The sequence below is a fragment of the Corynebacterium sp. HMSC074C03 genome, assembly GCF_001838285.1.
GTDB lineage: Bacteria > Actinomycetota > Actinomycetes > Mycobacteriales > Mycobacteriaceae > Corynebacterium > Corynebacterium amycolatum.
Genome location: NZ_KV836238.1, coordinates 24,224 through 38,836 on the forward strand (window position 1 = coordinate 24,224; position 14,613 = coordinate 38,836).

The window sequence follows — 14,613 nt, forward strand, 5'->3', positions numbered from 1 at the left end:
GTTTAGTTGTTAGCGGGGCTGGAGCATCGGCTTCGGCCCGCGTGCCATTGCGACGGTACCGGACTGAATGAGCTCACGGATACCAAACGGCTCGAGGACCTCCAGCAGGGCTACAAGCTTCGAGCGCTCACCCGTCGCCTCAATGATGACAGACTCTTGAGAGACGTCCACCACGCGGGCACGGAAGAGATTGGCGGCATCGACGACCTGCGGACGGTTGGTGTTGTCGCAGGAAACCTTCACCATTAGCAGTCCGCGCGACACCAAGGTCTCTGGGGGTTGGCGGACCACCTTCAGCACGGGCACCAGCTTGTTGAGCTGCTTAGTGATCTGTTCGATCGGCAGCGTCTCCGTCTCAACCACGACAGTGATGCGGTTGACTCCCTCGGTCTCAGTTTCACCTGAGGTAATCGACTGGATGCTGAAACCTCGGCGGGTGAACATGCCCGCAATGCGGACCAGAATACCCGGCTCATCGAGGGTCAACACGGATAGAGTGTGCAGTTCAGCCATTTTGGGACTCACTTCCTGTTGCTTCGGATCCCGATTAGCGGGTCTTCATGGACGGGTGGTTAGCGTCGGGCTGCTTCGCGGCGTCCTCGGCGTTGTCCACAACGGTGCCGTGGATGTCAGCCGGGGTCTCGGCCGCTGAGTTTTCATCGTTGAACAGCGGGCGCAGACCACGGGCATATTCAACCTCATCATTGGATTTGCCAGCTGCCACCATCGGCCACACCTGAGCATCTTCACCGACAATGAAGTCAATAACCACCGGTCGGTCATTAATCTCGCGTGCCTTCTTAATCGCGGCCGCGACATCTTCCTTCTTGGTCACGCGAATCGCCACGCAGCCAAGCCCCTCGGAGAGCTGGACGAAGTCCGGCAGGTAGGAGTTGTCCTCCGGGCGCAGCTTGGTGTTGGAGTAGCGCTGATCGTAGAACAGCGTCTGCCACTGACGAACCATGCCCAGGTTTCCGTTGTTAATCAAGGCAACCTTGATGGGGAAACCTTCCATTGCACAGGTGGTCAACTCCTGATTGGTCATCTGGAAGCAACCGTCACCATCAATGGCCCAGACTTCCTTTTCTGGAGCAGCCGCCTTGGCACCCATCGCAGCCGGAATTGCGTAGCCCATCGTGCCGGCACCACCGGAGTTAAGCCAGGTGCGCGGGCGCTCGTACTGGACGAACTGCGCTGCCCACATCTGGTGCTGGCCGACGCCAGCGGCATAGATGGCCTCCGGGCCAACGATGTCGGACAAAGTCTGAATTACAAACTGCGGAGCGATTGCGCCATCAGTGGGCTCTTCCCACCCGAGGGGGAACTCGTCGCGGAGACCGTCGAGAAGCTTCAGCCAGTCGGCAATCAGCGGGCGGCTAAGACCGAGCTTGGTGTAGGACTCGCTAAGTGCGGCAAGGACCTCACGGGCATCACCGACGATGGGAACGTCAACTTCGCGGAGCTTGCCAATCTCTGCCGGGTCAATGTCTGCGTGGATAACCTTCGCGTTCGGCGCGAAGGAATTCAGATCACCGGTAACACGGTCGTCGAAACGCGCGCCGATAGTGATGAGCAGGTCGGACTTCTGTAGAGCAGCGACGGCGGAAACCTTGCCGTGCATGCCCGGCATACCCATATGTAGCGGATGCGAGTCCGGGAATGCGCCGCGAGCCATCAGCGTGGTCACAACCGGAACTCCAGTCTGCTCGGCGAGCTCGATCAGCTCCTTGGAAGCATCAGCCTTAATGACGCCACCACCGATGTAGAGCACCGGACGCTTGGCTGCAGCAATCATCTCAGCGGCCTCGTCAATCTGACGCTGGTGCGGAGTCGCCACAGGACGGTAGCCCGGCAGTTCAATCTCCGGCGGCCAGGTGAAGTCAATCATCGTATTCTGGAGGTCCTTCGGGACATCAACCAGAACCGGGCCTGGACGACCAGAAGAAGCCAGGTGGAATGCCTCAGCGAGCGCGCGCGGGATGTCCTCAGCTTCGGTGACCATGAAGTTGTGCTTAGTAATCGGCATGGTCACACCACGGATGTCAGCCTCCTGGAAAGCGTCAGTACCCAGCAGCGGGCGACCGACCTGACCGGTGATAGCGACAACCGGAACAGAGTCCATCTGAGCATCCGCGAGCGGGGTCACCAGGTTAGTAGCACCTGGGCCGGAGGTCGCGATACAGACACCGACCTTGCCGGAAACCTGCGCGTAACCAGTGGCAGCGTGGCCAGCTCCCTGCTCGTGGCGCACGAGAACGTGGCGGAGCTTTTCCGAGTCATAAATCGGATCGTAGAGCGGAAGCACTGCACCACCGGGAATGCCGAAGGCTACCTCAACACCAAGCTCTTCAAGGGATCGGACTATGGCTTGTGCACCAGAAATTCGCTCGGGGGCGCTGGTGCGCGCCTTAGCCGCGAATTGGGCGGGCGATGGGGTGTGCTGCTCGTGCGCGTTCACGATTTCGCTCCTGGGTCATGGTGGGCAACTACTCAACTCACATTCACGCGAAGAAGCTACGAATGTGGCGTTGGCTACAACCATAACGTCCACATAGTGAGAAGTCAATCCCGCCAATTGGACGCCCCGCCCGTTTAACACCCCGAGCACCCACCCGATTCCAACGGGAACCCCACCCCTACTTTGGGAATTACCCTACCCAGAAACTTCCCGACCACGACGCCGGGGACACCCAAACCTGCACACCCGAGCCCTACGCACCCGAGCCCCGCAAACCTCAATTCCACAGCTCGTCTGTATGCATGATTCTTTACCTTTAAACTCAGCGCACATTAAGGCGAACTACCTACAGTGGATGGCATGGAATTTTTGCAATACATGTTGTTACGGACATGGCAATGGGTGGCCAATAACGGCCTTGCCATCGCATGTCTGGCCATTCTGCTAATTCTTGTTCCCCGTATCCGACGTTTCGTTCTGGCAATTGCGGACGGAAACATCTCCTCTTCAGAGGAGCAGTCCAAGGGACGGCGCGCACTGATTGGCGCTGTGGTTTACATCGTCGAAGTCATTGCATACTTCGTCTTAATCATCGCGATTCTGTCGAAATTCGGAATCTCACTGACCGCCGCCGCTATCCCCGCGACGGTCGTTTCCGCCGCTGTTGGTTTTGGCGCACAGGGAGTCATCGCCGACTTCCTTGGCGGACTGTTCATCATTGCCGAGAAGCAGTACGGCATTGGCGACTGGGTTGAGTTCCACGCCCCTTCGGGGACCGTGCAGGGTGACGTGGTCAATATGACATTGCGCGCCACCACCATCCGAACCCTTAACGGCGAGGAAATCATCGTGCCGAACTCCGAGGCACGTATGTGTATCAACTACTCCTCACAGTGGTCCCGTGCTGTTGTTGAAGTTCCCGTACCGATGACCGCCGGTGGCTCCATTAAGGATTTGGAAGAGCGCACTGTCGCCGCCGCCAAGCGTGCAATCGCACTGGACTCCGTCAAGGATGCAGTTCTCTCCGAGATCAAGCTGCAGTCCTCCACGGAACTCAATCCGCCAACGGTTATGGGCCTGCCGTGGACCGTCACTATGCGCTTGATTGTCGACTGCAAACCGGGCGACCAATGGCTCATCGAGCGCGCCATCCGCGCCGCAGTCATCGACACTTGGTGGGATGACTACGGCGAGCGCGCCCAACAGACTCCGTTTGCCCCCGCCGAAGAAATCACCGGCCACGTCCGTGATGACACGATGATCGAACAGCTCAGACAGGCCGATGCCAAGCAGGAACAAAGACAACAGCTTGACGACGGCGACAGTGCTCCAACCGAAATTGTCGAAGCGGTAGCGAACACTACTGTCCAGCCGGATACCGCAGAAACCAAGCTGATGGAAACTCAGACCGTCGACAAGCAAGTCGGGAACGAGCGATCCGACCTGCCACATGCAGGTGCCAACCTCGATGATGCCCGACGCGAGCAGGAAGACAGCGGAAGCAACAATGTCATCCGCAAACTGGCTAGCCACCCTGACTGGAAGACACTCACGACGCGCCAGAAGGTTCGTCGAATCCTCTCCGCAGGTGGACGCGCTCGCGTTTCGACGATTGTGCTCTTGGTAACCTTACTGATTCTCTTCGTTTTGAACCTGATGACAGTCGAAACTGAGGACGGCCCATCTGGATGGTTGGCACCGAGCAGGTGGAGCGATCGGGTAACGACACAGGAAGAGGACCCGGAAGAGTCGTCAGCTCCGCAGTCATCGAACCAGCCGACTAGCACTACACAGAGTGTGCAGCCCACCGAGACTTCGCAGCAGACTCAGACGCCACAGAATCAGCCGTCCGAGACTTCACAGCAGCCTCAGAGCACGCAGAACCGCGCACCTTCGACCGCCACCTCCACCGAGCCGGACTCTGATCAGAGCAACACCGACAACGAGAGCTCTGGCGGATCACAGTCGACAGACTCCACTAACAACGCGGAACCGAACTCCGCTGATACGCAATAACGCGCAACCGCCCACCGTGCATTGGCGAATCCGAACTACCCGCTACAATCAAAGGCCATGACTGACTCGACTCCACAGCCAAAAATTGCGACGCAGCGATTTCGCCCACAGAAGACGCATCTGTTCATCGTTGCGTTCATGCTCGTGCTGTGTGTAATTGCCACCGGTTTTGCCCCGTGGCTGGCCGTTACCTTCCTGGCACCGTTGATTTATACGCTTTGGATTTTCCGAGTACGCACCACTGTGGGACCACGCGGTATCACCGCGGTGTACCTATTGGCCAAGCGCCGCTCGGTGCCCTGGAGCGAATTTGCGGGCATCTTCTTCAACAAGGGCGGTCGCGCCTTTGCAGTGACCAAGTCCGATGAGCGCATCGCCCTGCCGGCCATCTCTTTTAATTCGCTACCGGAGTTGAAGGAAGCCACCGGCGGTCTGATTCCAGATCCGATTGCTTCGGCTCGCATGGCGGAAAATGACAAGGTCGAGGTTTTCGACCGCGATGGCTACTCGGTAATGAAGAAGGTCAGTGAGGTTGAGGCCGATGCCAAGGCTAAAAGCGCTAAAGCCAAAGGTGCCAAGCCTAAAAGTGACACCACTGCCGAGTAACATATAAGCAGTCCACAAAGCCCCTAAATCTCATTATGCGGACACTAGTGACCACGAAATGAGACATTAGGGGCTTTTTGTGATTAATATGGATAATTAATTACCTTGCACCCTATCTAGGAAGGGCAGCCCCCATGATTCCCCTTCGCTCTAAAGTCACCACTGCCGGCCGTAACGCTGCAGGTGCGCGTTCCCTATGGCGCGCAACTGGCATGACCGATAGCGACTTCGGCAAGCCGATTATCGCAATTGCAAACTCTTACACTCAGTTCGTTCCGGGGCACGTGCACCTGAAGGACGTTGGCGACATCGTCGCAGAAGCTGTGACCGCAGCAGGCGGTGTCCCCCGTGAGTTCAACACCATTGCTGTCGATGACGGAATTGCGATGGGGCACGACGGCATGCTCTACTCGCTGCCGTCCCGTGAGATTATTGCTGACTCTGTGGAGTACATGGTCAACGCTCACACCGCTGACGCATTGGTCTGTATTTCCAACTGTGACAAGATCACGCCGGGCATGCTCAATGCGGCTCTGCGTCTGAATATCCCGGTGGTCTTCGTTTCCGGCGGGCCGATGGAATCTGGATCTTCGGTTGTTATCGATGGCGTCGTCAAGCCCGGCTCTGACCTCATCTCAGCTATTTCTGCATCCGCAAACGACAAGGTCGATGACAAAAACCTACTCGACATCGAGCGCTCGGCGTGCCCAACCTGCGGATCGTGCTCGGGTATGTTCACCGCAAACTCGATGAACTGCCTGACCGAGGCCCTCGGGCTGTCCCTGCCGGGCAACGGTTCTACCTTGGCGACTCAGCAGGCCCGTCGCGATTTGTTCACCCGCGCCGGTGAACTGATTGTGGACCTGGCGAAGAGCTACTACCACGATGGTGACGAGTCCGTGCTGCCGCGCAACATCGCCAACCGCGATGCCTTTGTCAACGCAATGACGCTCGACGTGGCCATGGGCGGTTCCACCAACACCGTGCTGCACATTCTCGCTGCCGCACAGGAGGGCGAGATCGACTTCGATCTCTCTGACATCGACGCCATTTCCCGCCGCGTGCCTTGTCTGTCCAAGGTGGCACCGAACTCGGACTACTACATGGAGGACGTCCACCGCGCCGGCGGTATCCCAGCCATCCTCGGCGAACTGCGCCGCGCGGGCCTGCTGCAAATGAATGTCCGCTCCGTTCACTCCCCATCTCTGGAGGAACACCTGGACAACTGGGATATCCGCGGCGGCAAGGCCACTGACGAAGCGATTGAACTGTTCCACGCAGCCCCTGGCGGTGTCCGCACCACCGAGCCATTCTCCACGTCCAACCGCTGGGAGAGCCTGGATACGGACTCCGTAAATGGCTGCATCCGCGACTTCGACCACGCCTACACGAAGGAAGGCGGTCTGTGTGTCCTGCGCGGCAACATCGCCGAAGACGGTGCTGTCCTGAAGACCGCGGGTATCGGCGAGGATCAGTTCCACTTCGAAGGCACCGCTCGTGTCGTAGAGAGCCAGGAAGAGGCTGTCTCGGTCATCTTGAACCGCACCTTGCAGCCGGGCGAAGTTCTCTTTGTCATCTACGAGGGTCCTTCCGGCGGCCCGGGCATGCAGGAGATGCTGCACCCGACCGCATTCATCAAGGGCGCTGGCCTGGGTAAGGTCTGTGCACTGGTCACCGATGGTCGCTTCTCCGGCGGTTCCTCCGGACTGTCTATCGGCCACGTTTCCCCGGAGGCCGCTGCCGGCGGTGCAATCGGTCTCGTCCGCAACGGCGACCCGGTGTACATCGATGTCGCTGAACGACGCCTCGAAATTCAGGTGTCCGACGAGGAGCTGGCCGCTCGCCGCGATGAGGAGCTCAAGCGCGACAAGCCGTTTACTCCGCACAAGCCGCGTCCGCGCAAGGTGTCCAAGGCGCTGCGCGCATACGCCAAGATGGCGTCCAGTGCGGATAAGGGCGCGGTCCGCATTGTCGACTAGCTAGATCAAATCCGCTTAAAGGCCTGTGCTTACCGCACGGGCCTTTGGCGTTTCTAGGGTAGCTTTGCGCCCAGTCTTCCGCGTGGGCTTCACCAAATCCCGGTACTCGACGTCAGCAATCCCCTCAGCGACGTCCTCGGTATGTGCATATTTGCCGCCCTCGGTAATGGCCGCCATTACATATCCGGGGCCAAAAACAACGGAAGAGTGCCACGAACGCCGGTTGGACCAGCCCATCTTCGCGCCTTCAGAACCGGGCAGGCCGGCAAGACCAAAATTCTGTCGATAGCCATCGGCAGCAATCGGCGACCAGTGTCGCATCGCCTCAAGCACCTCAGAATTAGGATGCTTCAGACGAAGCTGGGAAATAAAAGACACCACATCTTCCGCGGTGGTCCTCGATACTCCCCACTTTTCTCCGCCGGAGGTGTTGAACAGGCCGTACTCGGTCGCAATGGAATCGACCGATTCCGGGTACTTCCGGTAGAAGTCGGCTGCCAAATCGTCGTCGGAACGCGAAATCATCTTTTCGACGCGCTCGGCATCGTCGGCAGTGCCGTGCTCGAGCACATACTGACCGATATACAACTTAATCAGGGATAGCGCCGGCAGCGGGCGTTGCGATGCCTGGCTGCTGTACCCCACGCCCACCGGTTCGTAGCTCACCGCCATTTGCGTGCGTGGGTCAGTCTCAATCAACCCTTCGGCGTTGAGGTCCATGCGTGGCAGACTCACCTGATGTGTCGGCCAGACGCTTGCCGACGAGACGGAGGCTGCAACCTCACTGTGCTCGTCGGCAGCAGCTGTCGACGGTGAGTGGATCGACGTTGCCGCGCCTATCGACGACATGAAAAAGACCACCGCGAGGGTGGTCTTTAGTGCGTGTCTCGACTTTGGCATAGGGGGCATTGTACCCCGGCCCTAACCGAGAACCTAGTTTAGGCCGCTCGACTGTTTGTGTAGCTGCGAGCTGCCTTAGCCGATAAACGGCAGCGTGCCGGTCGTCAGCCACCACAGGCCAATTGCTGCAGCGATGGACAGAATTCCGAAGATCCAAGACGATGCCAGTGGGCGACGAGCCCAGCCGCGTCCGAAGTCGATGCCGATGCGGCCCGGGCCGGTGAACTGCAAGCCAAGTGCCATGGCGGTCATCAACAGTTGTAGCTGAAGGCTGCTGGAATCCTGGCCGACGATATTCACGCCATTGGCAGAGGTAGCCACATCAAACATGCTGAGGTAGGCGGACAATGCCAGCGCCAATGCTGCGGCCAGCGGTGTCGCAAGCCCTAAGATGAGCAGGGCACCCGCGATAAGCTGAACCGTTGGGATGGCAGTGGCCATCACAGGGCCGAGGGCGAAGTTGTTCTGGCTAAACTGTGTCTCCAGCGCAGTGGTGCCGCCGGAGTTGCCCCAGCCGAGCAGCGTTGTCAGGCCATGGACCAACAGCAGCGCACCCAATCCAAGACGTAGCAGCAGAAGGCCGAAATCGGTGGTGCCGCGACGGTGCTCCGGTTCGTTGTCGTCGTAAAAGTCCGTGTCTTCATCGTCGTCAGCAGCGGCGGTAGTCGTAGCAGCAGTTGCCCCGGCGGCCCCTACGCCTGCTCCTGCAACACCAGCGGCACCAGCTGCACCAGCGGTATCGCGAGAGGCAGCCGGTTCAGCGAAATCCGATTCATCGAAATACTGAGTCTCAGCTGCGGAATTGCGTGCAGAGCCATAGGTTGACTCCGCCTCATCGTCGAATGCTGACTGTGCTTCCGACTTATTTGCGGCAGTTCCCGCTGTGGACGCTGCTGCTGCTTCAGAAGCCGAGAAGGCTTGCGTCGGCTGGCTGAAATCCTCATCTGAATCAACGCGCTCGCTACGGGCCGGCTGCTCAAAGATTTCGGTCGCCTCCGACTCCGGGGCTATCTCCGACTCTTTATCGGCCGCGGGTGCCAATTCAGTTTCGGCCTGTTCATCCCGCGGCGAAGGCTTACCGGCAGGGCTAATCACCTGAGGTGCCGTGCGGCCTGCAGCGGCGTAGGCGTCGTAGCGCTTCTTCGGGGCTTCCTGAGCTTCAGGCTCCGGTTCCGAGCTCGGCTCGGTCACTGTTTCTGTTTCAGACTCGGTTTCCGCCTCGGCTTCAGCACCGCTATCGGTCTCGGCTTCCGGCGGCAGGTTTTCTTGGTCTACCTCCGCCTCCGGCTCCTCATCTACGCGCTTTTCCGGCACACCCGGAAAAATCTGCGTTGCGGTGTTGTCGCTGTCGTCACGGTTTGTTTCTTCGTTCATTGGCTCAGCGAGCTTGCGGTAGGTCGGGACGTCGAGATCGTCATCGAATCCGTCCTCCACATTCTCGAGGGCGCGGTCGTTCGGGTACTTCTCTGAGTCGCTCACATCGTCCACATTAAAACTACTGCCTCACTTTTGGTCGCAGGCGTGGCCGTGAAACGAGACTGTATTGTGTATGCCTATGGGATTCCACCTCGTCCACACCAGCAGTGCACAGGCTCGCGCTCGCGGGCGGCATCGTCGTGCTGCACTCGCTGCTGGTGTTGTCGGGATGGTCTCTCTTTCCGGCTGCATGAGTGCCTCGAGCGCGCTTGAGTTGCCGTTTACTGAAGACAAGTCAGAACCGACAGGCATTGCCATGCCGAAGTTTTCCTCCCCTGATTTGCCCTCTACCCCGGTCCCGACCACGGAAAGCAAAGCCAAAGACAAAGGTCCCTGCGACCTCGACGATGTCACTCTCGCGGCCTGCCTACCGCTTACCACCGCGCTAGCCTCAACCGGCCCTGGGGAGGCTCTCGTCGCCACCGACGACGGTGCACTCACCGTTGTCGCACCGGGTAAGACACCGCGTGAGGTCGCACGACTCGGCGCCCCTGCAAAACAATTGCTGCCCAGTCCCTCGGTTGAAGAGGACCGTCAGGTCTTTGTTTTGCGTAACGACGACACCATTGCGCGCGTCACCCTCGTGGAGGGCGGCACCGCTGATGTGCGCGAACTTCCGGACCTCAGCGAGCCCGGCATTCTCGGAATCTATTTTGACCGAACTTCGGACACCCTGTCCCCGCGCAAATTGCTCGTGGGAGATCCAGGCATTGAGTTTCAGCAGTTCTGCCATGGTCCGGACGGAATGCCGCCGTTGGCAACCGCCATTCTCGACGGCACCCCACAGCTGGTTCAGCTCACCGGCCCTGTGATTACCCCCCTCGGCGGTGTGGACCTGAACGATTCCATCGGTGGATGCGCAGTGATGGGTGACCGCGTGGTCATTGCCATCCCAGACGCGCAGAAGGTCATCTCCATGCCGGTGGGTCCGAAGTCAAGTGGGCCCGACGCGGCGTGGGAGGTCAAGGGTTCCCCTGAGGTGCTTGTCGACGGCGACTTCGGCCACATCTCGCATGTAGCGGCTGTCGCAGCGAATCAGGGTATTGAAGTTTGGGGTGCCACGACAAACAAAACCGCCGGGGCCCAACCGTCGGAGTCTGACGAGCGCGTCGTCAGACTGCCGAGCGATGGTGCCGCCGGCGGTTCCCCGGATTAGCTTTCAGGGAGGCTAGCTCAGCTTCTTCGCAATCAGCTGGTTGACCTGAGCCGGGTCTGCCTTGCCGCGGGTGGCCTTCATGACCTGCCCCACGATGGCACCGACGACCTTCTTGTTGCCAGCTCGGTACTTCTCGACGATATCCGGGTTAGCAGCCAGTGCATCGTCGACGGCCTTCTCAATAGCACCGTCGTCGCGAACGACCTCCAGGCCACGGGCAGCAACGACCTCATCAACATCGCCCTCGCCTGCGAGTACGCCGTCGACGGCCTTACGGGCCAGCTTGTTGGTCAGCTTGCCCTCTTCAATCAGTGCAATCACACGTGCAACCTGTGCCGGGGTAATCGCGAGCTCAGCCAGCTCCACGCCTGCCTCGTTGGCCTTCTGCGCCAGGTAAGCGACCCACCAGGAACGAGCCTCAGCCGGGCCGGCACCAGCCTCAACGGTGTCGACAATCAGGTCGAGAGCGCCGGCGTTAACCAGGTCGCGCATTTCCTCGTCCTTCAGACCCCACTCTTCCTGAATACGGGCACGACGCACCCACGGCAGCTCCGGCAGAGTTGCGCGGATTTCCTCCACCCACTCACGCGGCGCAATCACAGGTGGCAGATCCGGGTCGTTGAAGTAGCGGTAGTCCGACTGCGATTCCTTCGGGCGGCCCTTGGAGGTCGTGCCGTCGGTCTCCTGGTAGTGGCGGGTTTCCTGAACGATCTCCTCGCCATTGGTAATCGCAGCAGCCTGGCGCTGCATCTCGTAGCGAACAGCCTGTTCAACCGACTTCAGGGAGTTGATGTTCTTAGTCTCGGTACGAGTACCGAACTCCTCCTGGCCGATTGGGCGCAGGGAAACGTTGGAGTCCACACGCATCGAGCCCTGGTCCATGCGGGCATCGGAGACACCGAGGGACTTCACCAGGTCACGCAGCGCAGAAACGTACGCACGAGCAACCTCTGGGGCACGCTCCCCTGCACCGAGAATTGGCTTAGTAACGATCTCAATCAGCGGAATACCTGCGCGGTTGCAGTCCACCAGCGAACGCGTGGCGCCGTGAATACGACCATCGGCACCGCCCAAGTGCGTCAGCTTGCCGGTGTCTTCTTCCATGTGAGCGCGCTCGATTTCGACACGGAACTCCGTGCCGTCGTCAAGCTGAACGTCAAGATATCCGTCGTAGGCGATTGGTTCGTCGTACTGCGAAATCTGGTAGTTCTTCGGCTGGTCCGGGTAGAAGTAGTTCTTGCGCGCGAAGCGGGAGGACTCAGCAATCTCGCAGTTCAGCGCCAGGCCAATCTTGATGGCCCACTCAACGCCCTGACGGTTAACCACAGGCAGCGCGCCAGGTAGGCCGAGGCTGCAGGGATCGACGTTGCTATTCGGCTCGGCACCAAAGTGCGCCGAGGAGGAGGAGAACATCTTGGTATTCGTCGAGAGCTCGACGTGAACCTCCATGCCCATTACCGGGTCAAAACGTTCGAGGACCTCATCAAAGTCCATCAAGTCATCAGCGTATGCAGCGGTCATGTTTGTAGAGTCTACTAGCGATGGCCCCGCACGCGTGCCCTAGGGTATAAGTCGTGCCCGGAGTTAACGAACACCCCCCGATTCCACCGACGTCAGCACGCGATACGCCAACGTTCCGCGACGCCGCTGACCGCCACCGCGCAGGCGCTACTTTCGACAACGACCTGCAGGAAAGCGCCGACGGAGCCACGGGCTACCACCGCGTGCGCCCCGGATATCCTCCAACCGTCATCGAAGCGCTTACCCGCCTTGCACCGCACCCACAGGTAGTCGCCGATATCGGCGCCGGCACTGGAAAGCTCACCGCCTCGCTTGCCGACGTCTACCGCGATGCCACCCTGCTGGCACTCGATCCCTCCACCGCGATGCGGCAAGCACTGATGCACAATGTGCCAGCGGCGGAATGCCTGGAAGGCACTGCGGAGCGCACGGGACTGGAGCCCAACAGCGTCGATGTAGCAACATGTGCACAGACATGGCACTGGGTGGACCCGACAGCTGCAAGTAAAGAACTCACTCGGGTGCTACGCGCGGATGGCGTGGCTATGTTGGTGTGGAACACCTTGGATGTTTCCGTACCGTGGGTGCATCGGCTCAGCCGCATAATGCACGCCGGCGACGTGTTGCGTCCCGGCTTCTACCCCGAGGTTGACCCGGAGCTGGAGCTAGTCGATGAGGTGCGTCTGATCTGGGAGCAGACACTGACCATCGAGGACATCGTGCTGCTGGCACGAACCCGTTCCTATTGGCTTCGTTCCAAGCCCGCCACTCGCGCCAAGGTGGAGGCGAACTTGCATTGGTATCTCCACGAACACTTGGGGCACACATACGAAGAAGGCATCGCCCTTCCCTACCGGTGCGATGCCTTCTATTTTCGAGCTGCCTAGTCGCGCTAGTTACTTTTCTTTCTTCGGCTTAGGGCGAGCCACGCGCTTGAATGCATTCTTAGTCTGTCCGGCAAGCTTCTTCGGCGCAGTGGCTGTGGCCTCGCCTGGGAAGGAGTCCCTCGCGGTCTCGCGAGGATTGTCATCATCGGAGGCTTCCTCGATTTCGGAAAGTTTCTCCAGGCGCTCATTATCCTTTTCTACGATGCGCTCGGCGTCATCCTCGGTGAATTCAACATTATCGTCGCTGACCAGTTCCTCGACGATGTCGTCGCGGACGCTCTCCTGAAGATCGACGTTGGAAATGTTGGAGTTGGCCAAAGCGCGGTCGAGCTTCTTCTGATCGGCGGTGGTGAACTTCTTGTTCGGATGCATCTTCCGGCGTGCGAGCTTCCGGATACGACCGCGGCGCTTCGACTCCTCCATCAGCTTGTTGCGTCCTGCCAGGTACGCACCGCACAGAATCACGATTAGGGCGATACCGACATAGCCTAGTGCCGGGTAAATGGAGCCAACCAGAGCCTTGAACCCAAAGAAACTCAATCCAAAACCAATCAGCACGGTCACGATGAATACCAGGCGGAAACGATGCGGGGTATTGCGTGTTAAGCGGCGGCCCAGCGCGTAGAACATGCCAATGGCCGTGTTGAAAATCATGGCGTAGATGATGATTGCCATCACGGTACCCAGGACCGGGTGGATGTCATTGACGATTGCCAGGGTCGGCATATCTTCGTGGCCAACATCCTTGACCTTGAAGAAGAGGGCAAAGGTCACCAGCGTCAGCAGACCTGCATAGATGCTCCCGCCCATGAGACCACCGATGCCAGCTTCACGCGGGTTCAGGTAGCTACCGCCGATGACAATCGACATCGATACGGCCACCATCACACAGAAACCGACATAGTTCAGGGCAGAAATAGACCAGTGTGGCAGCGAGGTCGACAGTTCAGTGGTGTACTGCGCGGCCTCCGACATCGACGTGTCGGTGGTGAACAAAGTGTAGATACCGGCTCCAAGCAGGAACACGATAATGAATGGAGTGATCATGCCAATCACGCGGCTGACCTTGTCGGCATCCAGCATGCCTACACCCAAAGTCAGGGCAACCATGATGACGGCGCCGATCCACACCTCAAGTCCGAACTGCTGGTTCAAGTTCGCACCGGCACCGGCGAACATGACGAAGCCGGTACAGAACAGCGTGATCATCACGGCAATATCCAAAATCTTCGAAACCCAACTGCGGGTGATTACGTCGAAGACCTCGGAGTGCTCATCAGCCTGCAAGTAGCTGGCAATTGACAGCACTGCCAGGCCACTGGCAATCATCACGACGGAGGCAAGTACCACGCCCCACAAGCCGTTAGTGCCAAATGCCACGAAGTACTGCATCATTTCCTGGCCGGATGCGAATCCGGCACCGACAGTTAGGCCGACAAAGGCCATCGCGATTGTTGTGGCTCTTTTCCACATAACGAGAAAATCCTAAATATAAGTCTATTTTTCAAAAACCGGAACCTTACAAAGCATACTGCCCGAGCTGGTGATTGATACACCAGTTCGGGCAGTATGCCTATTTTGTTACGAAGATGTGCCTAAATGTTTAGCAACGCG

At 59.0% G+C, this 14,613-nt stretch carries 11 protein-coding genes; 5 read left to right on the top strand and 6 right to left on the bottom strand.

Annotation, left to right across the window (positions count from 1 at the left end):
- Positions 1–9: 9 nt before the first annotated feature.
- Positions 10–513 carry an acetolactate synthase small subunit gene (ilvN, locus tag HMPREF2847_RS07675; protein ID WP_070549665.1) on the bottom strand — a complete coding sequence of 168 codons (504 nt, stop codon included), beginning with the start codon at positions 511–513 and terminating at the stop codon, positions 10–12.
- Positions 514–547: 34 nt separating this feature from the next.
- Entirely contained in the window at positions 548–2,458 is a 1,911-nt protein-coding gene (locus HMPREF2847_RS07680) for an acetolactate synthase large subunit (protein ID WP_070852030.1), read from the bottom strand.
- Positions 2,459–2,818: 360 nt separating this feature from the next.
- Here HMPREF2847_RS07680 and HMPREF2847_RS07685 point away from each other — a divergent pair, with 360 nt between their 5' ends.
- The 3 genes from HMPREF2847_RS07685 to ilvD all read left to right on the top strand — a co-directional run bounded on the left by HMPREF2847_RS07685 (position 2,819) and on the right by ilvD (position 7,059).
- A complete protein-coding gene (locus tag HMPREF2847_RS07685; protein ID WP_070852081.1) occupies positions 2,819–4,474 on the top strand; it encodes a mechanosensitive ion channel family protein in 1,656 nt (551 codons plus the stop codon).
- Positions 4,475–4,531: 57 nt separating this feature from the next.
- Entirely contained in the window at positions 4,532–5,080 is a 549-nt protein-coding gene (locus tag HMPREF2847_RS07690; protein ID WP_070437865.1) for a PH domain-containing protein, read from the top strand.
- 134 nt (positions 5,081–5,214) lie between these two features.
- Positions 5,215–7,059, top strand: coding sequence for a dihydroxy-acid dehydratase (gene ilvD / locus HMPREF2847_RS07695; RefSeq protein ID WP_070852031.1), 1,845 nt, complete (start codon positions 5,215–5,217; stop codon positions 7,057–7,059).
- A 15-nt stretch (positions 7,060–7,074) separates the two neighbouring features.
- Here the strand turns inward: ilvD and HMPREF2847_RS07700 are convergent, their stop codons facing one another.
- Both HMPREF2847_RS07700 and HMPREF2847_RS07705 read right to left on the bottom strand, forming a co-directional pair.
- Positions 7,075–7,959: a hypothetical protein gene (locus HMPREF2847_RS07700; RefSeq protein WP_246821985.1), complete on the bottom strand. Its 885-nt coding sequence runs from the start codon at positions 7,957–7,959 to the stop codon at positions 7,075–7,077.
- A 75-nt stretch (positions 7,960–8,034) separates the two neighbouring features.
- Entirely contained in the window at positions 8,035–9,438 is a 1,404-nt protein-coding gene (locus tag HMPREF2847_RS07705) for a DoxX family membrane protein (RefSeq protein WP_246821986.1), read from the bottom strand.
- A gap of 76 nt (positions 9,439–9,514) precedes the next feature.
- On the opposite strand from HMPREF2847_RS07705, the gene HMPREF2847_RS07710 reads away from it, so the two are divergent.
- On the top strand, positions 9,515–10,591 hold the full coding sequence (locus HMPREF2847_RS07710; RefSeq protein WP_246821987.1) for a glucose dehydrogenase: 1,077 nt from the start codon (positions 9,515–9,517) through the stop codon (positions 10,589–10,591).
- Between the two features lie 12 nt (positions 10,592–10,603).
- Here HMPREF2847_RS07710 and gatB read toward each other — a convergent pair whose 3' ends face one another.
- Positions 10,604–12,112, bottom strand: a complete 1,509-nt coding sequence (gene gatB / locus HMPREF2847_RS07715) for an Asp-tRNA(Asn)/Glu-tRNA(Gln) amidotransferase subunit GatB (protein WP_016422487.1) — start codon at positions 12,110–12,112, stop codon at positions 10,604–10,606.
- Between the two features lie 53 nt (positions 12,113–12,165).
- On the opposite strand from gatB, the gene HMPREF2847_RS07720 reads away from it, so the two are divergent.
- Positions 12,166–12,999 (top strand): class I SAM-dependent methyltransferase, encoded by an 834-nt coding sequence (locus HMPREF2847_RS07720; protein WP_070852035.1) that lies wholly within the window; start codon positions 12,166–12,168, stop codon positions 12,997–12,999.
- Positions 13,000–13,008: 9 nt separating this feature from the next.
- Here the strand turns inward: HMPREF2847_RS07720 and HMPREF2847_RS07725 are convergent, their stop codons facing one another.
- On the bottom strand, positions 13,009–14,472 hold the full coding sequence (locus HMPREF2847_RS07725; protein ID WP_070852036.1) for a YkvI family membrane protein: 1,464 nt from the start codon (positions 14,470–14,472) through the stop codon (positions 13,009–13,011).
- Positions 14,473–14,613 lie beyond the last annotated feature (141 nt).